Below are 18334 nucleotides of genomic sequence, written 5' to 3' on the forward strand. Positions count from 1 at the left end.
TTCAGGCCGGCGGCGCGCCTGCGCCCTCGGCCACCAGCGGCGCGAGCGCGGCATGCAAGGCATCGGGCAGCGCGCTCACGGGACGGCGCGTAACGCGATCGACGTAGACGTGCACGAAATGTCCCTGCGCCGCAGGCGTGGACTCGCCTTCGCGAAAGAGCCCGACTTCATAGCGCACGCTCGACGAGCCGAGCTGCGCCACGCGCAGCCCCGCCTCCACACGCTCGGGGAACGCGAGCGGCGCGAAGTAGTTGCACTGCGTTTCGACCACCAGCCCGATGGTCGCGCCGTGTTCGATATCGAGGGCGTCCTGGCGAATCAGATACTCGTTCACGACCGTGTCGAAGTAGCTGTAGTAGACGACGTTGTTGACGTGGCCGTAGACGTCGTTGTCCATCCAGCGCGTGGTGATGGACAGGAAATGGCGATAGTCGGAACGCGCGATGGCTACGGGTCGGTTCATCGGAGGAGTCGATTCATCGGACAGGTGAGGTTCATCGGACAGGTGAGGTTCATCAAAGCCGGGAGTCGGGCAGCGTACCGGTGCGCGCTCACTGCCCGGGCCGCTCGACATATTCGAAAGGCAGGCCGCGCCGGCGCATCCAGTCGCCGAGCGCCGGGCCGGTGCCCGCACGCCATGGCCGCAGCTTCGCGGGCTCCACGAGCTGGTATTCGAGCAGCTCCGGCGAAAGCGCGATCGCGCCCGCCGCCTTCACGTGATAAGCGATGATGAGCTCGTTCTTGCGGACGAATTCGTAGACACCCACGAGTTCGACGCTTTGCGCACGCAACCCGGTCTCTTCGAACACCTCGCGCGCGATGCCCTCCTCCGGCGTTTCGCCGTTTTCGAGGAAGCCGGTGATGAGCGCGAACATTCCCTCGGGCCAAGCCGCGTTGCGCGCGAGCAGAATGCGCCCCTCGTACTCGACGATGGCGGCCACGACAGGCAGCGGGTTGTTCCAATGGACATAGCCACAGGCGAGATCGGGACACGCGAGGCGCACGCGGCCGCCCTCATGCTCGGGATCGGCGCGTTCGGTGAGGCGCGACGCGCAACGCGGGCAAAACTGGTATTCGCTCATGAATCGGTCGGGATCGCAGGGTATGCGGCAGCCGTCCGGCGGGTCGCTCCGCAACGGCGCGCAATAGCAAAAAACAGCACAAAACGGCTATTTTAGTGCGCCATCGAGGGCGGCGTGCAGCGCCAATCCCTATCTCTGGCATCCCGGCAAGGGATGACGCCCTCCCTCACTCATCCTCACTCGCCCACGCGCACGCACGGCGCGCCACACGAGCCCCGCTGCGCCCGCGAGCAAGGCCAGCGCCGCGAGCCCGAGCGAAGGCGAGAACGAGCCCGTCGATGCCGCCAGCGGCGCGGCCACGAGCGGCCCCGCGATCTGGCCGATTCCGTACGCGCCGGTCGCGTAGCCCATGAGCGCGGCGGCATGCTCGCCGCGCAGCAGGCGCGCTTCGCGCATGGCGAACAACGTAATCGCCGTGAATGGCAGGCCGATCAGCACGCTGCCGAGCGAGAAGCCCACGGCGTTCGGCCAGACGATGCCGAGCGCGATGCCCAGCGACTGCAGCACATAGCAGGCGGCGAGAATGAGCCGGTTGTCCCAGCGCAGCGGCACGCGCGCCGCCGAAAGCGCGCCTACGATCAGCGCGACGCCGAACATCGGCCAGAACAGGTCGGGCCACACGGAGCCCGGCAGCGCGTGGCGCGCGATCACGGGCAGGAAGGTCGCTGTGATGATGTAGCCGAAGCCCGGCACGCCGTAGAGGAGCACGAGCCAGAATGCGTCGGTGCGCGACCCGTCGGCCGGGGCCGCCGGCGTGGCAGTTCGTGCCGGGGACAGGGGCGCGGCCGCCGCATCAGGCGGCTCGCTTGCATCGTCGCCGAACACCGGCCACACGAGCGCTGCGATCAGCGCGCAGATCAGCCCGAAGCCGATCCAGCCCGCCTGCGCGCCCAGGCCACCCGCCGCGCTCACCATCACCCCCGTCGCGACGATGCCGACTCCCGGCCCCGTGAAGATCACCCCGCCCCACGCGTTCGCGTCGAGTTGCGCGAGGCGCCGCAGGCCCCACTGCGACGCGAACACGAACGTCGCCGCGCTCACCGCGCCCGCCGCGAAGCGCACCATCGCCGAGATCCAGAACGAATGCGTCAGGCCCATCGCGACCATCAAAAGCGCCGTTGCCGCCAGCCCGGCGCGCACGATGCGCGCGGGCGCGAAGCGCAACGCCACGCACCCCACCGCGCCGACAAAATAGCCCGCGTAGTTGAGCGACGCCAGCCAGCCGCCATGGCGCAAATCCAGCGCGCCGCCATGCAGCATCAACGGCAGCAGTGGCGTGAACGCGAAGCGCCCGACGCCGAGCGCCACCGCCAGCACCGCCATGCAGGCGAGCGCGGCGCGCCGCGCGGCGTGCCGACGATGGGCCGGATGCGTGGGAAGCACGCGGGAGGCGTCGGGGCGGGAAGCAATGTCGTTCATGATCGGCAGCGGCTCACTGGAGATGGCGGGGGCATCGCACAGGACGCCGGTGTGAGCATCGTAGTCGCCGACAACGTTCACGAAAAATGAATTATGATGAACAGATCCATCCCCAGGAGAGAATCATGGATCTCGCCGCGCTCGCGATCTTTCGCGCCGTCGTCCGGGAAAACGGCGTGACGCGGGCCGCCGCCAAGCTCAACCGGGTTCAATCGAACGTCACCACGCGCATCAAGCAGCTCGAAGACCAGCTAGGCACGCCGCTCTTCACGCGCGACGGCCGCCGCCTCGTGCTCACGCCCGCGGGCGAGAGACTGCTGCCCTACGCCGAGCGCCTGCTCGCGCTCGCCGACGAGGCGCGCCACGCCGTCAAGGCGGGCACGCCGAGCGGACGCCTGCGCCTCGGCACCATGGAAAGCATGGCGGCCACCCGCCTGCCGGGCATCCTCGCGCGCTACCACCAGAACTGGCCGGAGGTCACGCTCGAACTGGAGACCGGCACCACGGGCCACCTGATCGAGCGCCTGCGCGAGTTCGAGGTGGACGCCGCGCTGATCGCGATGCCACTCGCCGGCCCGCCCGACGCCGAAACCTTCGACTACGTGCCCGTATACCGCGAGGAGCTGGTGATGATCACGCCGCGCGGCCACCGGCCGATCCGCCAGCCCCGCGACGTCGCGCTCTCGACGCTCGTGGCGTTCGAGCGCGGCTGCGCCTACCGCGACTATGTGGAGGCCTGGTATCTGGAGCACGGCATCCGGCCCACGCGCGTGCTGGAGCTCGGCTCGTATCACGCGATCGTCGCCTGCGTGGCGGCGGGTGCCGGTGTGGCCGTTGCGCCTCGCGCCGTGCTCGAACTGCAGCGCAACGCCGACGAAGTGGCGATTCATTCGTTCGGCAAGCTCGGCCGGGTCGATACACTACTCGCGTGGCGGCGCGGGCACTTTTCGCCCGCGCTGGACGTCTTGAAAACCGCACTGCTGGCGCATGCGAAAAGCGAAGCGCGCGCTCGCGACGAGACGGCCAGGGAAGAGCGTTTGCCAACGAGCGCCTGAACGCAACCGGAAGCGACCCAACCCCGCCTGCGGCGCGCACCCAAACAAAAAGGGCCGCCCTTACGGACAGCCCTCTTGCATTGATCCCATCGATCGCCGCGGCTTCCCAGCCGCGCGCGGGCGTTACAGCTTCGCTTCGACCCAGCCCTTCACACCCGCAAGCGCCGCCGGCAGGTTAGCAGGCTCGGTGCCGCCGGCCTGCGCCATATCCGGACGGCCGCCGCCCTTGCCGCCCACCTGCTGGGCCACGAAGTTCACGAGCTCGCCGGCCTTGACCTTCTTGCTGGCCTCGGCGGTCACGCCCGCGATCAGGCTGACCTTGCCGCCGTCGACGGCCGCCAGCACGATCGCCGCGCTCTTGAGCTTGTCCTTGAGCTTGTCCACCGTCTCGCGCAGCGTCTTCGAGTCCGCGCCTTCGAGCGTGGCGGCCAGCACGTGCACGCCGTTCACTTCGATGGCCTGGCCCGCGAGCTCGTCGCCCTGGCTCGACGCCAGCTTCGACTTGAGCGCGCCCAGTTCCTTCTCGAGCGACTTCACCTGATCCTGGACCTGCGCGATACGCTGCGTGAGTTCCGAAGGCTGCGCCTTCAGAGCCGCCGCCGCCGCGTTCACGCGCGCGTCGAGTTCCTGCACGAAACGCACGGCGTTGTCGCCCGTGATCGCTTCCACGCGGCGGATGCCTGCCGCCACGCCGCCTTCCATCACGATCTTGAAGAGGCCGATGTCGCCGCTGCGGTTCACGTGCGTGCCGCCGCACAGCTCGCGCGAGAAGCCGAGGTCGAGCACGCGCACTTCGTCGCCGTACTTCTCGCCGAAAAGCGCCATCGCGCCGCCCTTCACGGCTTCGTCGTAAGGCAGCACGCGCACGATGCCGGGCGCGTTCGCGAGCACTTCCGCATTGACGATTTCTTCGACGCGGCGAATCTGCTCGTCGGTCATCGGCGCGTTGTGCGCGAAGTCGAAGCGGGTTTTATCCGCATCGACGAGTGAGCCCTTTTGCTGCACGTGCTGGCCCAGCACCTCGCGCAGCGCCTTGTGCATCAGGTGCGTGGCCGAGTGGTTGCGCGCCGTGCGGGCGCGGCGGATGGCGTCGATTTCCGCCTTCACGATGTCGCCCACCTTGAGCGTGCCCTGCTCGAGCATGCCGTGGTGGCCGCTCACGTCGGCCTGGACCTTGAGCGTGTCCGCCACCGCGAAGCGCACGCTCGCGTTCGAGATCACGCCCTGGTCGCCCACCTGGCCGCCCGATTCCGCGTAGAACGGCGTGTGGTCGAGCACGACCACGGCGTCCTGGCCCGCCTTCACTTCGTTGACCGAAGCTCCATCCACGTAGAGCGCGACGACCTTCGCGTCGTCGAAGACGATTTCCTCGTAGCCGTGGAACGTGGTCTTCGCGCCCGAGTATTCGAGGCCCTGCGCCATCTTGAACTTGCCCGCCGCGCGCGCCTGCTCGCGCTGACGCGCCATGGCGTCGTCGAAGGCCGGTTCGTCGACCGTGACGTTGCGCTCGCGGCAAACGTCCGCTGTCAAATCGAGCGGAAAGCCGTAGGTGTCGTGCAGCTTGAAGGCGAGTTCGCCGTCGAGCGTCTTGCCATTCTTGGCTTCGAGGTCGGCCAGCGCGGCTTCGAGAATCGACATGCCGTGCTCGATGGTCTCGAAGAAGCGCTCTTCTTCCTGGCGCAGCACATCGGTCACGCGCTGCTGCGCTTCCTTCAGTTCCGGATAGGCCGCACCCATCTCCACGACGAGGTCGTTCACGAGCTTGTGGAAGAAGCCGGTCTTGCGGCCGAGCTTGTAGCCATGGCGGATCGCGCGGCGCACGATGCGGCGCAGCACGTAGCCGCGGCCTTCGTTGCCCGGAATCACGCCGTCGACGATCAGGAACGAGCACGCGCGGATGTGGTCCGCGATCACCTTCAGCGAGTTGTTCGTGAGGTCGGCGGTGCCGGTCTCGCGGCCAGCGGCCTTGATCAGGTTCTGGAACAGGTCGATCTCATAGTTGCTGTGCACGTGCTGCAGCACGGCGGCGAGTCGCTCCAGCCCCATGCCGGTGTCGACGCACTGCTTGGGCAGCGGCGTCATGTTGCCCTGGGCGTCGCGGTTGAACTGCATGAACACGAGATTCCAGATCTCGATGAAGCGGTCGCCGTCTTCTTCAGGAGACCCCGGGGGGCCGCCCCACACTTCCGGGCCGTGGTCGTAGAACACTTCCGAGCACGGGCCGCAGGGGCCGGTGTCGGCCATCTGCCAGAAGTTGTCGGAGGCGTAGCGCGCGCCCTTGTTGTCGCCGATGCGGATGATGCGCTCCACCGGCACGCCCACTTCCTTCGCCCAGATGTCGAAGGCTTCGTCGTCTTCCTTGTAGACGGTGACCGTGAGCTTCTCGGCCGGCAGGCCGTAGACCTTCGTCAGCAGTTCCCAGCAGTAGTGAATCGCATCGCGCTTGAAGTAGTCGCCGAACGAGAAGTTGCCGAGCATCTCGAAGAACGTATGGTGGCGCGCGGTGTAGCCGACGTTCTCGAGGTCGTTGTGCTTGCCGCCCGCGCGCACGCTGCGCTGCGCCGTCGTGGCGCGCGAGTACGGACGCGATTCGGTGCCGAGGAACACGTCCTTGAACTGCACCATGCCCGAGTTGGTGAACAGCAACGTGGGGTCGTTGCCCGGCACGAGGCTCGACGAGCGCACGATCGTGTGGCCCTTCGACTCGAAGAACTTGAGGAATTTCTCGCGGATTTCGGCGGCTTTCATGGCGTGCTGTATTTACCTTCGGGGCGTTCAGTGCTGAATCTTGTGAAGTCGTCGAAGCCCGCGCATGGACCTGGAATGCTCCCGGATGCGCGCGGAATCGGCGATGCTGAATCGGACGATTATACGGGATCGCCGTGTGCTCGCGGCGGCGCGCTCCGCAGTGTGCACGGGCGAGACAGCGTGCCGGCATGCTGGTCCGTCTCGCCCGCCATGTTCCGCATAGCGGAACTTTGTGCCGAAATACAACATCTTCGCGGACAGATCGCTTAAGATGCCCGAATCGGCCGCCACGCTGCCCGCATGGGCGGCCCCGGGCCACAGAACGACATTGGAAGACATAGCATGGGCGCTCTCAGTCATATCCGCGTACTCGACCTCACCCGCGTCCTTGCCGGACCATGGTGCGCGCAGACCCTCGCCGACTTCGGCGCCGACGTGATCAAGGTGGAGCGCCCGGGCGCCGGCGACGACACGCGCCATTGGGGGCCGCCGTACCTGAAGACGCCGGACGGCCAGGACACCGCCGAAGCCGCCTACTATCTCGCGCCGAACCGCAACAAGCGCTCGGTGACGCTCGACATCGCGACGCCCGAGGGCCAGCGCATCGTGCGCGAGCTCGCGGCACAAAGCGATGTCGTATTGGAGAACTACAAGGTCGGGCAGCTCAAGAAGTACGGGCTCGACTACGAGTCGCTGCGCGCCGTGAAGCCCGACCTCATCTACTGCTCGGTGACCGGCTTCGGTCAGACCGGGCCCTACGCGCCGCGCGCGGGCTACGACTTCATCGTGCAGGGCATGGGCGGCTTCATGAGCATCACGGGCGAGCGCGACAGCCTGCCGGGCGGCGGCCCGCAGAAGGCGGGCGTGGCGATCGCCGATCTCATGACCGGCATGTACGCGACCATCGCCGTGCTCACGGCGCTCGCGCACCGCGACCGCACGGGCGCCGGCCAGTACATCGACATGGCGCTGCTCGACGTGCAGGTGGCCATGCTCGCGAACATGAACACGAACTACCTCGCGAGCGGCACGCCGCCGGCGCGCTGGGGCAACGCGCATCCGAACATCGTGCCCTATCAGGCGTTCCAGACGAGCGACAGCTGGATCATTCTCGCGGTGGGCAACGACGGGCAGTTCCGCAAGTTCGTCGAGATCGCGGGCCGCCCCGAGCTCGCCGACGACGAGCGCTTCGCGACCAATCCCGCGCGCGTGCGCAATCGCGACACGCTGGTGCCGATCGTCGCCGATCTGATTCGCACGCGCAGCAAGGCCGACTGGATCAGCGCGCTCGAAGGCGCGGGCGTGCCGTGCGGGCCGATCAACAACCTCGCGGAAGTGTTCGAGAACGAGCAGGTGGTCGCGCGCGGCATGCAGGTCGATGTGCCGCACCCCTCGGGCGCGACGGCGCGGCTCGTGCGCAACCCCATCCGCATGAGCGAGACGCCGCCCACCGTGACGAGCCATCCGCCGACGCTGGGCGAGCACACCGTGCAGGTGCTGCGCGACGTGCTCGGGTATAGCGAGGAGCAGGTGGCGGCTCTGCGCGGCAAGGGCGTGGCCTGAAGCGCGGGTGGCGAGGTGGGGATCAAGCCGCCCCGCCCTTGCGCATCGACATCAGCCATCCGAAGCTGTGCGCCGCCAGCAGCACGCAGCTCTCGCCCGCCGGATCGGCATTCAAGGTGACCTCGAGCGTGCGACACCAAGCGTTGCAATCCGGATGCATCCGGTCGGGCATGCGCACTCGCTCGAACCCCGCGTGTGCGGCCTCCCAGCGCCTTTGCCCATGCCCCGACCCCGAGTTCAGATAGCCCGGCAGCACCCGCGCCCGCGGTTCGTTCATCGTCACTTTTCCTTTTGTCCTTGCGAGACTTCGCAGCGGCCCGCGCAACGCGCCGGCGCGACGCCCGCGAGCCGGGACTGGCAGGCCCCACCTCGTCAGGTAGAATGGAAGACACACTGGGCGCCGGGTTGCGACTTTCCTTATGTACCGCGCCCTCGAACGACTTCCCTTTTCGCATGAATACCGAACGTAAAGACGCCGACCGCACGGACGCGCCTGCGGCATCCAATTTCATCCGCAACATCATCGACGACGACAACCGCTCGGGCAAGTGGGCACAGCGCGTGGAAACGCGCTTCCCGCCGGAGCCGAATGGATATCTGCACATCGGCCACGCGAAGAGCATCTGCCTGAACTTCGGCGTCGCGAAGAGCTATGGCGGCGTGTGCCATCTGCGTTTCGACGACACCAATCCTGAAAAGGAAAGCGTCGAGTACGTCAACTCGATCATCGACGCAGTCAAGTGGCTCGGCTTCGAGTGGAAGAAGGCCAACGACGACCGCGACTACCTCTTCTACGCGAGCGACTACTACGACAAGCTCTACGAATTCGCCGAGCTGCTGATCCAGCGCGGCCGCGCCTACGTGGACAGCCAGTCGCCGGAAGAGATGCGCGCGAACCGCGGCTCGGCCACCGAAGCCGGCAAGAACTCGCCGTTCCGCGACCGCTCCGTCGACGAAAACCTCGACCTGTTTCGCCGCATGAAGGCGGGCGAGTTCGAGGAAGGCGCGCACGTGTTGCGCGCGAAAATCGACATGGCGTCGCCGAACTTCAACATGCGCGATCCGGTGATCTACCGCATCCGCTTCGCGCATCACTACCGCACCGGCGACAAATGGTGCGTGTATCCGATGTACGACTACACGCACTGCATCTCGGACGCGCTCGAGAACATCACGCACTCGCTGTGCACGCTCGAGTTCGAAGATCATCGGCCGCTCTACGACTGGGTGCTCAACGAACTCGCCGATGCCGGCGTCTTCACGCGCCCGCTGCCCCAGCAAATCGAGTTCTCGCGCCTGAACCTCACCTACGCGATCACCAGCAAGCGCAAGCTGCTGCAACTCGTGAACGAAGGCCACGTGGACGGCTGGGACGACCCGCGCATGCCCACCATCGTCGGCGTGCGCCGGCGCGGCTTCACGCCTGAAGCGATCCATCTGTTCTGCGAGCGCATCGGCGTGACCAAGGTGGATTCGTGGATCGACATGAGCATTCTCGAAGGCGCGCTGCGCGACGATCTCGACGAAAAAGCGCCGCGCACCGTGGCCGTGCTCGACCCCGTCAAGCTCATCATCGACAACTATCCGCAAGGCCAGAGCGAGGACTGCACGGCGCCCGTGCATCCGCATCATCCGGAGCGCGGCCTGCGCACGTTCCCGATCTCCCGCGAACTGTGGATCGAGCGCGAGGACTTCAACGAGACGCCGCCCAAGGGCTACTTCCGCCTGTTCCCGGGCAACAAGGTGCGCCTGCGCTACGGCTTCGTGATCGAATGCACGGGCGCGGACAAGGACGAGAATGGCAATGTGATCGCCGTGCACTGCAACTACTTCCCGGACAGCAAGTCGGGCACCGACGGCGCGAACAACTACAAGGTGAAGGGCAACATCCACTGGGTGAGTGCGGCGCATGCGTGCCCGGCGGAAGTGCGTCTGTACGATCGCCTGTTCCGCGAAGAGCAGCCCGACGCGGGCGGCCGCGACTACCTCGACGCGCTCAACCCGAATTCCAAGCGCGTGGTGCAAGCGTATCTGGAGCCGGGCGCGCGCGACGCGGCGCCGGAAGACCGCTATCAGTTCGAGCGCCATGGCTACTTCGTCGCCGACCGCTACGACTCGAAGCCGGGTGCGCCGGTGTTCAACCGCATCGTCGGCCTGCGCGACAGCTGGGGCAAGTAAGCCAGCACGCAAAAGCGGCTGGAGGCTGTGCCGCTTCAGCACCAGATGCAAAAAACCCGCACGTTCATCACGTGCGGGCTTTTTATTTGGCTGGTCGCATCAAGCCGATAACCGCATGGGTCATTCATTCAAAGCCGGCCATGCAACTCCGCGAGCGAGAGCGTCGTGCCGAAGAGCCGCGCGAGACTGCGGCTCGCGTACTGGTCCACGTCGACGGGCGCGACCCATGCCCAGGCGTCCATCTCGGGAATCATCACGCCGTCGTGACGACGCGGGAAAAGCGATACGCAGTGGCATTGCGACAGATCGAGTTCGCCCGCGTCGGCACGCGCGGCGAACAGATGCAGATCCTTGTCGCGCCGATACACGAAGCGCCCGAGATCGACGAGCCGCGACGCGTCGATCGCAATGCCGGTCTCCTCGACCATTTCACGCAATGCGCTTTGCGCCTCGGTCTCGCCGGGCTCGCCCTGCCCCTTCGGAATGTCCCAGTGACCAGTGCCGGTCGCGTGCGCAAGCAGCACGCGGCCGGTCGGGTCGAGCAGCACGATGCCGCACGAGACGGTCTTGTCGTTCACTGCGTGTTCAGTGCTTCTTCTGATAGACCCAGGCGCCGCTGCCGACACGGCAGTATTGCGGGCGCAGCGTCATCGACTGCCCCTTCGCGGTCACGACCACTTCCGAGTCGCGGCAGGTCTTGTCGCCATCCTTCTGGGTCTTGTTCGGCGTAATGGTGGCGCCGATCTTCACGGGGTTGCGCAGGCCATCGTTGTTCCAGTTGGAGGTTTCGCCGTCCGCCTTGTTCGCGACCGAATCGCGCACCGCGCTGGCGAGCGACTTGTAGTCCGCCTGCGTCATCCAGCTAGCCGGCGTGTCATTGAGGAAACCCAGATTGGCAGCCTGCGCGGCCGAACCCGCCGAAAGCAGCAATACGGCGGAAAGGCCGGACAGAATACGGGGCGATTTCAGCATTGAGCGTTCTCCCTGAGCAGAAAATGAGGGGAAAAATAATGAACGAATTTTCGGGGACGAATTAAAGCCAAGCGCCATTAGCAGGCAAAGGTTAATTGCGGAAAAGGATAACACGCGCCCCAATTTTTACCTGCCCGGTGCGGCGAAGCCACGGCACGCCTCGCCCGGCGCAAAGGTCAGTTCTCGAATTGATTCCGCAAGCGTTTCGGATTGATCCGATAGCGATTCAGGCAAGCGGCGCATAAGCTTTGCCCATCAATCACTTACGCACCGCCAGGCCTTTTCTGTCATGACTTACGCCATTGCCCTACGGATCTTTGCCGTCATGCTGTCTCTGCTAGCCATCGGGCTTATGGCCATGATCGCCCAGCACACGCACAAGCCGCGGCCTGAGTCGAACGCGCCGCACTTCGCCATTCACCTCGGCCACGCGCCGCACTGGCCTGAGACCATGTTGCGCGGCGGCGTCCTGTGCCTGCTCGCCTCGTTCGTCGTACTCACAGCCACTTGCATCCTGATCGCGGACACCTGATCCGCCGCACGATACCTGCTCAATGAGCCGACGGCTGCCAGCGTCGGTGAGCGTACCCAGCAGTGCCACCACGTCCTTGATCTCGGCATCGAAAAATGCCGGCGCATCGCCGGGCTTGCGGGCGAACGGCGTAATGAACGGGCAATGGCGGTTGCGGGGAAGCCAGGACAGGCCGCCTCAAAATAGTTTCCCAAACAGAATCCTGTGGATCTGGCCCACAGAAAACGCCAGCTGTTTGAGCAAAAATCGGGCTGTCTGGTGGTTACACGGCCCGTAGATAGCAAAAAGCCCGGTCAGAAAAACCGGGCTAAGTGCTTGAATTCATTGGCGCGACAGGAGGGGCTCGAACCCCCGACCCTCGGCTTAGAAGGCCGATGCTCTATCCAGCTGAGCTACTGTCGCGTGAGTGGCCTGCAAGGCAACGCGCCGCAGGCGCGGCGCAGACGGGCGTGGATTATACCTCGTTCGGCCCGCACCGGCCCTGCCCGATTACGGTGCCGCGCCGCCCACAGCAGCGCGGCACCGGCACAGTCAAACCATCAAAGCGGCTGCGGATGCGTCACGAACCAGCCGAGGAAGATCGCGCCCGCGATTACGCAGTACAAGCCGAACGAAGCGAGGCGGCCGCGCCCTTCGAAATAGCGCATCAGGAACTTCACGCTCAGCCATGCGGCGATACCGGTCAGCACGCCCCCCACCAGGGCCGTCACCAGTTGGTCGTGCGCATGAAAGAGCTTTGGCAGTTCGAGCACGCCTGCCGCGAAAATAATCGGCGTGCCGAGCAGGAACGAGAACTCGGCGGCCTTCTCGGTCGTGAGGCCCGCGGCGTTGCCGGCGATCATCGTCAGGCCGCTGCGCGAGAAACCGGGAATCAGTGCTCCGATCTGCGCGAGGCCAACGAGAAATGCCTGGCGAAACGAGAGCTTCTCGGGCGGCCGATGTGTGCGCGCACGCTGCAACCGGTCGCCGAACCACAGCAGCACGCCGTTCACCATCAGCGCCGCGGCAACGATCCGCAGATCATGAAAGATCGCTTCGATGCGCTTTTCGAGCAAGAGACCCACGAGGCCGGTCGGAATCGTGCCGATGATGAGCGCCCACATCATATGGCCGTCATCGTTCTTGCGGCCCCCGAGTGAAGCGAAAAAACCGCTGATGAGCGCGATCCAGCGCTCGCGGAAATACCAGAGCAGAGCAATCGCCGTACCGAGGTGCAGCGCGACGAGGAACGGCAGAAGTTGCGGAGCATGCTTGTCGATATGCATGCCGAAAAGCGCCGGCACGAGCAAGGTATGGCCAAGACTGCTGACCGGGAAAAGCTCCGTGACACCTTGCAGCACGCTCAGAAATAGCAGAAACGAGAGACTCACGCGGGGATCCTCGAGATGGTTGGACAGAGTGCCGGACCATCGCGGGACAGTGCGGCAAGGCGCACCGATTATGCCGGGGCCGTATTGCAGCGCCAAGCATCGAGACTCATTTGTCTGAAAAGTTACCGCGCCGCAACAAAATTGTGCGGAGAAAAATCGGATTCGCGTAACAAAAAATGGGGGATTCGAGCGCGAACAACCCTGCAGGTAGCCCGTTCGCGAGATAGAAGAGGTGAACTGAAAGTCAGCGCGAAGAACAACGAAAGAATATCGAAAGCGTCGAGACCTGTTGCTCAGGTCGAGTGATCGATCAACGGGCGACCTTATAGAAAAAGTACGCGCTGCTGCCGATAAACAAGCTGAACAGTCCCATTCCCATCGCCATGGCGAGATCCATTTTGGCGCCCTCCTTCTTCGTTTCTTCGTTGCTGTGTGCGCAAACGCACGGTTCAGGGCGATTATGGGCTTGCCCAAGCTTGCGCAACACTCACGATTTCCCGACGAGGGTTTTCACGCATCCGAAAGCGGCGCACAATCCCCGGGCGCGTCGAACACCGACGCAGTCCCGGCTTTGAGCTCATCTCGCCGTTGCCCGCTCCCTCTTTTCGACTCGACGCCCGCCAATGGAATCAAGCCCTCAGCACGACATTCTCGAACTCACCCACGGCGCCTCGACACTGCGTCTGGCACCGCGGGCCGGCGCGCGGCTGCTGTCGTGGCACGTCGACGGCAAGCCGATCATCCGCTGGCCCGACAATGCGAACTGGGATCAGCCGGCGCGCGTACGTGGTGGCAATCCGCTGCTCTTCCCGTTTCTCGGACGCCATTTCGTCGATGGCCAGATCGGCCGCTGGTGCGACGCCCAAGGCGTCGTGCGCGATCTGCCGACTCACGGCTTCGCGCGAGATCTCCCGTTCACCGCCCAGGTCGACGCCGCCAGGCGCGGCGTGACCATGACATTGGTGGACTCTGCGGCCACGCATAGCGGCTACCCGTTCGCATTTCGCTTCGAAGCTGCCTACCGGCTCGTCGACGATCACACACTCGATGTCGAACTCACCGCGACGAACACCGGCGATGCGCCCATGCCCTGGTATGCGGGCCATCACTTCTACTTCGAGTTGCCGCACGAGCAGCGTGCACAGAGCACGCTCGACGTACCGCCGGCACAGCGCCGCCATCAGTTGCCCGATGGATCGATCAGCGCGCCGGAGCCCGGCGAGCCACAGTATCGCCTTGATGATGCGCGCATTCAGGACCGCTTTCACGTGCTCGAGCCGTCAGCGACGGCGCGGCCGGTACGCCTGGTTGCGCCCGGACTCAAGCATGCGGTCACGTTCGACCTCGACCGGCCGGACTCGCTTCCCTGGTACGCGGTGACGACCTGGACCGAAGCGGCCGAGTCCGACTTTTACTGCGTCGAACCATGGCTCGGCCTGCCCGATGCCATTCACAATGGCCTCGGCCTGCGCTGGCTTGCAGCGGGCACCACCGAAGCCGCCGCCTTGCGCTTGCGTTTCGAGCCGCTCGACTGATATGCCGCGCGTTGTCGTCACACGACCTTTGATGAGCGGACACGCCGGTCGATTCGTCAGGGGAAAAACGCAGGCGCGGCGCCAATTTCGCTAGAATTGAACGTTTTGCCGGAACGGCACCTCTCCCGAGGCGAACCGCCGGCAGCGTCTTGCGAGGTTCAACGTTGGCAAAGGGATTTAGACGTTTTGCATGCGCAGCGCTCGTTGCGCTGCTCGCGGCCTGCGGATCTGCGCCGGTCGGCCCCGGGTTCTACCGCGTGGAGCGCGGTGACACGGTCAGCAAAATCGCGCGCAGTAACCGCCAGTCGGTTTCGAATATCGTGCGCTGGAACAATCTGCAGAACCCCGACGCGATCGAAGTCGGCCAGGTGCTGCGCGTCTCGCCCCCGGGCGGCGCGTCGGCGAGTGCCCAGCGCACCGCCCCGCGGCCGGATGCTGCGGACAGCGCGAGCACAACGGCTGCGCCCGCTTCGTCCATTTCGCTTATTTGGCCAACCACGGGTCAAATCGTCCGCAACTTCGACGGGCGCGACTCCAAGGGCATCGACATGGTCAACAGCGCCGGCACGCCCATCGTCGCCGCTGCACCGGGCACCGTCGTGTATGCCGGCAATGGCCTGCGCGGCTACGGCAACCTGCTGATCATCAAGCACGATGGCGAATACCTCACTGCCTACGCGCACAATCAGGCGTTGCTCGTGAAGGAAGGCGAAACCGTGGCGCAAGGGCAAAAGATCGCCGAAATGGGCAATAGCGACAGCGATCGCGTCATGCTGCATTTCGAACTGCGCTATCAGGGACGCTCGATCGATCCGGCTCGCGATTTGCCGCCACGCTAACTAGTTTTGGTAAAAAAAAGCCCGGCATGGTGCCGGGCTAACGGGGGTTTGGCGCATATCGGCAAAGGACCGGTTTACCATGCGCCGAATGGCAATCTATCAACGTGCCTCTGACGGCGCAATCACTTAATTAGATCGAAAATGTGTCGCGGCGCACGGATTATGTGTCGCATCAATTTCGGATGAAGATTAGGGCCGCGGCCGCTACCGGATTCGCGCACAAATGTGCGCATTGCAGCGCGCTATGCATGACCACCTGAAAATGCCGAAAAGGCTTGTTGGACGGGCGCGACGGCATGCCATCAGGTGCACTGGAGAGGCATCGCCTGCTGCATTATCCCGCACTGCAATACTGCACATCGAAGCCGCTTGCTCACCTCGCCATTTGGTGTGCAAACGCACAAATAAATGCAATTATTTGCGTGAGTGGAATTTTTGAAACACCGAATTTCGGCTTCGAAATTTCCGCCTTTTCTCAGACATTTTGTTTATCCGGCTGTTAGCAGTTTTGTCCGATTAATTATCACCAGTCGAATTTTCTATATGCTTTTCTACTGCGAATTCGGGCATCCGACTATTCCGCGTGTGTGAAGCGCGCGTTGGCCCGATCTTCCGTTCGATGCTCGGCCCCGTGTCAGCCAGCAGGCCGCCCATTCGCAAGCTATCGTTTATAGTAACGCCCGCAACTCAATGCCCAAGACCATGACTACCGACGCCACGATTCCCCACGACGACGCCCCTAGCCCGCTTTACGCCAAGTTGCTCGGCGAGACCGCCAAGATCGACTGGCAGGATCTCGAACGATTCTTCGCGCAAGGCAAACTGCTCGCGGTCGCTAGCGACCTCGACCTCGTGAGCATCGCCGAAGCCATCGCAAGCGACAACAGCGCGCAAGTGACGCAATGGCTCTCCGCCGGCCTCATCGAACGCATGCAGGCTTCGACCGCCGCCGACTACGCCGAGCGCAAGCCCGAACTCTGGGCCGTTGTGGTTTCTCCGTGGATCTGCGTGCAGGAACGCCGCAGTTGAGCGAGAATCTGGCACTTCCGACGCGCGGCGGCTGGCATCGGCGCGTGTTGGTGCTGGCCATTCCGATCGTCCTTGCGAATCTCACCCAGCCCATTCTTGGCGCCGTCGATACGGCTGTCGCCGGCCATCTGGGCAGTGCCGCCGGTCTCGGCGGCGTCGCGCTAGGAGGCCTCTTTTTCAACTGTGTGTTCTGGGGCTTCGGTTTCCTGCGCATGGGCACCACCGGGCTCGTCGCCCAGGCTTTCGGCGCCGACGATCAGCCCGGGCTGCGCGCAAATGTCGTGCGCGCGTTGCTGCTCGCCTTCGGCATCGGCGCGTTGATCTTGCTGATACGGGCGCCCCTGATCCGCGATGTCCTCGAACTGATCGGCGGCAGCGCCGAAGTCCAGCGCAATGCACGGCTATACTGCCATGCCCGCATCGGTTCAGCGCCGTTTGCGCTGGCAAACTACGTCGTGCTCGGCTATCTGCTTGGCACACAGCGCGTACGTATCGCCCTGGTCTCGCAGGTGCTCATCAACGTCGTCAATGTGATTGCCGTGCTTGCCTACGTCTATGGATTCGGCTGGGGCATTGCGGGGATTGGCGCAGCGACGGCCACCGCCGACACGATGGGCTTCGCGTTCGGCGCTGCCGTGCTGTGGCAACTGCGGCCGCGCGATCTCGCGCCGCTGGCTTGGCGCACGATCTTCGAACCTGCTGCACTCAAGCGTCTCGTGGCGATCAATCGCGACATCTTTCTGCGCACGATGTGCCTGCTGGGATTGTTCGGCTGGTTCTCGCACGTCGGCGCCAGGCAAGGCGATGTGATTCTTGCCGCCAACGCCTTACTGCTCAATTTCCAGACTTTCATGGCATACGGGCTCGACGGCTTCGCTCACGCCACCGAAGCGCTCGTGGGCGCGGCGATCGGCGCACGTGACCGCGACGCTTTCCGGCAAGCGGTCAAAGTGAACCTGTTCTGGGCGGTGCTGGGTGCGCTTGGGTTTTCGGCGGCCTACTGGGGCGCCGGTATATGGATCATCACGCAATTAACCGATCAACCCGCCGTGCGCGCAGCCGCGCAAACCTTTCTGCCATGGGCGGCGCTGTCCCCACTCATTTCCGTGTGGGGGTTCCTGCTCGACGGCGTTTTCATCGGCGCCACGCGCACTCGCGAGTTAATGCAGGCCATGGCTGCCTCGCTGCTTGTTTTTGTCATCGCCTCGTGGGCGCTTGTTGGGCTGTTCGGCAATCACGGACTCTGGATGGCGTTGCTGATCTTCATGGCAGCACGTGGCTTGACCCTATCCCCTTTACTGCCCCGGATCACTGGCGCAATTCAGGGTCCCAAAGTGCAACAAGCACCCTAAGGCGCCTGTTCTTGCCAGCTGGCGCGCTTACTGCGCCGGCGGCGTTTCGATCATCACCGGTGGGCGATCATCGGTCGGAACGCCGTGATAGTCGGCCGGATCGTGGGGCGGCGGCCCATGATGCTTGCTCGTTGCATCGTCGGCACAAGCAGAAAGCAGTGCGACCATCGCTATGGCCAGGCAGACACGTACCATTAACGCAAACTCCCTCAAATTATGTTGCCATGCAGCAGTCTAACGCGTGCAGACGCATTTGACGGCTCGGGAACATTGCTCTTTTTTTCGTGCCCGCTTCTGTTCTAAGATACCCACATGGCTGCAACCGAAGGAGGCTGCCATGGATGCGGAAACTATTGCGGGGCTGATCGGACTTGCTGTCGGTTTGCTGGTTCTGCTTGGGCTATCGATTTTTGAATCGCGGGCTTACAAGCAGGAACACGACGGTGAAGGCATGATGCATCACTGGCTGGCCGAGCATCATGTGCTCGACCGCATGCGTCGCAGGCACTGAGCTGACTTAGCGAGACCGTCGAACGGTCTCTCTGCGCGCCGCAGTGAGCTTTCTCTTGGCGCGGCTGGGCTCGCCAGCCGCGATGGTCATTTTTTGTCACGCTCGCTTAGTCCAGGAAGACCAAGCGTGCTCCGCTATTTTCCACGCAC

19 protein-coding genes and 1 tRNA gene are annotated in these 18334 nt (G+C 64.4%); 9 read left to right on the forward strand and 11 right to left on the reverse strand.

Going from position 1 to position 18334, the window contains the following annotated elements:
• Position 1 precedes the first annotated feature (1 nt).
• The 3 genes from PWP93_RS07880 to PWP93_RS07890 all read right to left on the reverse strand — a co-directional run bounded on the left by PWP93_RS07880 (position 2) and on the right by PWP93_RS07890 (position 2501).
• Complete coding sequence (locus PWP93_RS07880) at positions 2 to 463, reverse strand: acyl-CoA thioesterase (RefSeq protein ID WP_421044054.1); 462 nt, start codon at positions 461 to 463, stop codon at positions 2 to 4.
• 88 nt (positions 464 to 551) lie between these two features.
• A complete protein-coding gene (locus PWP93_RS07885) occupies positions 552 to 1082 on the reverse strand; it encodes an NUDIX domain-containing protein (protein ID WP_421044055.1) in 531 nt (176 codons plus the stop codon).
• 129 nt (positions 1083 to 1211) lie between these two features.
• A complete protein-coding gene (locus PWP93_RS07890) occupies positions 1212 to 2501 on the reverse strand; it encodes a YbfB/YjiJ family MFS transporter (protein ID WP_421045033.1) in 1290 nt (429 codons plus the stop codon).
• 125 nt (positions 2502 to 2626) lie between these two features.
• Here PWP93_RS07890 and PWP93_RS07895 point away from each other — a divergent pair, with 125 nt between their 5' ends.
• The gene (locus PWP93_RS07895; RefSeq protein WP_421044056.1) at positions 2627 to 3556 is read left to right on the forward strand and encodes a LysR substrate-binding domain-containing protein; all 930 of its coding nucleotides are present in this window, start codon (positions 2627 to 2629) and stop codon (positions 3554 to 3556) included.
• Positions 3557 to 3679: 123 nt separating this feature from the next.
• Here PWP93_RS07895 and alaS read toward each other — a convergent pair whose 3' ends face one another.
• Positions 3680 to 6304: an alanine--tRNA ligase gene (gene alaS, locus PWP93_RS07900; protein WP_421044057.1), complete on the reverse strand. Its 2625-nt coding sequence runs from the start codon at positions 6302 to 6304 to the stop codon at positions 3680 to 3682.
• A gap of 342 nt (positions 6305 to 6646) precedes the next feature.
• Here alaS and PWP93_RS07905 point away from each other — a divergent pair, with 342 nt between their 5' ends.
• Positions 6647 to 7867 (forward strand): CaiB/BaiF CoA transferase family protein, encoded by a 1221-nt coding sequence (locus PWP93_RS07905; protein WP_421044058.1) that lies wholly within the window; start codon positions 6647 to 6649, stop codon positions 7865 to 7867.
• A gap of 22 nt (positions 7868 to 7889) precedes the next feature.
• Here the strand turns inward: PWP93_RS07905 and PWP93_RS07910 are convergent, their stop codons facing one another.
• Complete coding sequence (locus PWP93_RS07910; RefSeq protein ID WP_421044059.1) at positions 7890 to 8144, reverse strand: alpha/beta hydrolase; 255 nt, start codon at positions 8142 to 8144, stop codon at positions 7890 to 7892.
• Between the two features lie 176 nt (positions 8145 to 8320).
• On the opposite strand from PWP93_RS07910, the gene PWP93_RS07915 reads away from it, so the two are divergent.
• Complete coding sequence (locus PWP93_RS07915; protein ID WP_421044060.1) at positions 8321 to 10045, forward strand: glutamine--tRNA ligase/YqeY domain fusion protein; 1725 nt, start codon at positions 8321 to 8323, stop codon at positions 10043 to 10045.
• A 128-nt stretch (positions 10046 to 10173) separates the two neighbouring features.
• On the opposite strand, the gene PWP93_RS07920 is transcribed toward PWP93_RS07915, so the two are convergent.
• Both PWP93_RS07920 and PWP93_RS07925 read right to left on the reverse strand, forming a co-directional pair.
• Positions 10174 to 10623 carry an NUDIX hydrolase gene (locus PWP93_RS07920; RefSeq protein ID WP_421044061.1) on the reverse strand — a complete coding sequence of 150 codons (450 nt, stop codon included), beginning with the start codon at positions 10621 to 10623 and terminating at the stop codon, positions 10174 to 10176.
• A gap of 7 nt (positions 10624 to 10630) precedes the next feature.
• Positions 10631 to 11017: a hypothetical protein gene (locus tag PWP93_RS07925; protein WP_421044062.1), complete on the reverse strand. Its 387-nt coding sequence runs from the start codon at positions 11015 to 11017 to the stop codon at positions 10631 to 10633.
• 289 nt (positions 11018 to 11306) lie between these two features.
• On the opposite strand from PWP93_RS07925, the gene PWP93_RS07930 reads away from it, so the two are divergent.
• Positions 11307 to 11549: a hypothetical protein gene (locus tag PWP93_RS07930; RefSeq protein WP_421044063.1), complete on the forward strand. Its 243-nt coding sequence runs from the start codon at positions 11307 to 11309 to the stop codon at positions 11547 to 11549.
• 325 nt (positions 11550 to 11874) lie between these two features.
• On the opposite strand, the gene PWP93_RS07935 is transcribed toward PWP93_RS07930, so the two are convergent.
• The 3 genes from PWP93_RS07935 to PWP93_RS07945 form a co-directional block, all read right to left on the reverse strand.
• Positions 11875 to 11951 (reverse strand) — tRNA-Arg (locus PWP93_RS07935).
• A gap of 137 nt (positions 11952 to 12088) precedes the next feature.
• Positions 12089 to 12919: an undecaprenyl-diphosphate phosphatase gene (locus PWP93_RS07940; protein ID WP_421023589.1), complete on the reverse strand. Its 831-nt coding sequence runs from the start codon at positions 12917 to 12919 to the stop codon at positions 12089 to 12091.
• A gap of 310 nt (positions 12920 to 13229) precedes the next feature.
• Positions 13230 to 13406: a hypothetical protein gene (locus PWP93_RS07945; protein WP_421023588.1), complete on the reverse strand. Its 177-nt coding sequence runs from the start codon at positions 13404 to 13406 to the stop codon at positions 13230 to 13232.
• A gap of 136 nt (positions 13407 to 13542) precedes the next feature.
• Here PWP93_RS07945 and PWP93_RS07950 point away from each other — a divergent pair, with 136 nt between their 5' ends.
• The 4 genes from PWP93_RS07950 to PWP93_RS07965 all read left to right on the forward strand — a co-directional run bounded on the left by PWP93_RS07950 (position 13543) and on the right by PWP93_RS07965 (position 17674).
• Positions 13543 to 14454: an aldose epimerase gene (locus PWP93_RS07950; protein ID WP_421044064.1), complete on the forward strand. Its 912-nt coding sequence runs from the start codon at positions 13543 to 13545 to the stop codon at positions 14452 to 14454.
• A 164-nt stretch (positions 14455 to 14618) separates the two neighbouring features.
• The gene (locus PWP93_RS07955; RefSeq protein ID WP_421044065.1) at positions 14619 to 15293 is read left to right on the forward strand and encodes a peptidoglycan DD-metalloendopeptidase family protein; all 675 of its coding nucleotides are present in this window, start codon (positions 14619 to 14621) and stop codon (positions 15291 to 15293) included.
• A gap of 702 nt (positions 15294 to 15995) precedes the next feature.
• Positions 15996 to 16322, forward strand: coding sequence for a DUF2288 domain-containing protein (locus tag PWP93_RS07960; protein ID WP_421023585.1), 327 nt, complete (start codon positions 15996 to 15998; stop codon positions 16320 to 16322).
• A 50-nt stretch (positions 16323 to 16372) separates the two neighbouring features.
• The gene (locus PWP93_RS07965; protein ID WP_421045034.1) at positions 16373 to 17674 is read left to right on the forward strand and encodes an MATE family efflux transporter; all 1302 of its coding nucleotides are present in this window, start codon (positions 16373 to 16375) and stop codon (positions 17672 to 17674) included.
• Positions 17675 to 17701: 27 nt separating this feature from the next.
• Here PWP93_RS07965 and PWP93_RS07970 read toward each other — a convergent pair whose 3' ends face one another.
• Complete coding sequence (locus PWP93_RS07970; RefSeq protein WP_421023583.1) at positions 17702 to 17842, reverse strand: hypothetical protein; 141 nt, start codon at positions 17840 to 17842, stop codon at positions 17702 to 17704.
• Between the two features lie 169 nt (positions 17843 to 18011).
• On the opposite strand from PWP93_RS07970, the gene PWP93_RS07975 reads away from it, so the two are divergent.
• The gene (locus PWP93_RS07975; protein ID WP_174220040.1) at positions 18012 to 18185 is read left to right on the forward strand and encodes a hypothetical protein; all 174 of its coding nucleotides are present in this window, start codon (positions 18012 to 18014) and stop codon (positions 18183 to 18185) included.
• Positions 18186 to 18334: the final 149 nt, after the last annotated feature.

The organism is Paraburkholderia sp. A1RI-2L (genome assembly GCF_048957375.1).
Classification (GTDB): Bacteria; Pseudomonadota; Gammaproteobacteria; order Burkholderiales; family Burkholderiaceae; genus Paraburkholderia.

Coding starts and splice junctions, on each gene's coding strand:
- PWP93_RS07880 (WP_421044054.1), bottom strand. CDS start 463: ATGAACCGACCCGTAGCCATCGCGCGTTCCGACTATCGCCATTTCCTG.
- PWP93_RS07885 (WP_421044055.1), bottom strand. CDS start 1,082: ATGAGCGAATACCAGTTTTGCCCGCGTTGCGCGTCGCGCCTCACCGAA.
- PWP93_RS07890 (WP_421045033.1), bottom strand. CDS start 2,501: ATGAACGACATTGCTTCCCGCCCCGACGCCTCCCGCGTGCTTCCCACG.
- PWP93_RS07895 (WP_421044056.1), top strand. CDS start 2,627: ATGGATCTCGCCGCGCTCGCGATCTTTCGCGCCGTCGTCCGGGAAAAC.
- alaS (WP_421044057.1), bottom strand. CDS start 6,304: ATGAAAGCCGCCGAAATCCGCGAGAAATTCCTCAAGTTCTTCGAGTCG.
- PWP93_RS07905 (WP_421044058.1), top strand. CDS start 6,647: ATGGGCGCTCTCAGTCATATCCGCGTACTCGACCTCACCCGCGTCCTT.
- PWP93_RS07910 (WP_421044059.1), bottom strand. CDS start 8,144: ATGAACGAACCGCGGGCGCGGGTGCTGCCGGGCTATCTGAACTCGGGG.
- PWP93_RS07915 (WP_421044060.1), top strand. CDS start 8,321: ATGAATACCGAACGTAAAGACGCCGACCGCACGGACGCGCCTGCGGCA.
- PWP93_RS07925 (WP_421044062.1), bottom strand. CDS start 11,017: ATGCTGAAATCGCCCCGTATTCTGTCCGGCCTTTCCGCCGTATTGCTG.
- PWP93_RS07930 (WP_421044063.1), top strand. CDS start 11,307: ATGACTTACGCCATTGCCCTACGGATCTTTGCCGTCATGCTGTCTCTG.
- PWP93_RS07950 (WP_421044064.1), top strand. CDS start 13,543: ATGGAATCAAGCCCTCAGCACGACATTCTCGAACTCACCCACGGCGCC.
- PWP93_RS07960 (WP_421023585.1), top strand. CDS start 15,996: ATGACTACCGACGCCACGATTCCCCACGACGACGCCCCTAGCCCGCTT.
- PWP93_RS07970 (WP_421023583.1), bottom strand. CDS start 17,842: ATGGTCGCACTGCTTTCTGCTTGTGCCGACGATGCAACGAGCAAGCAT.
- PWP93_RS07975 (WP_174220040.1), top strand. CDS start 18,012: ATGGATGCGGAAACTATTGCGGGGCTGATCGGACTTGCTGTCGGTTTG.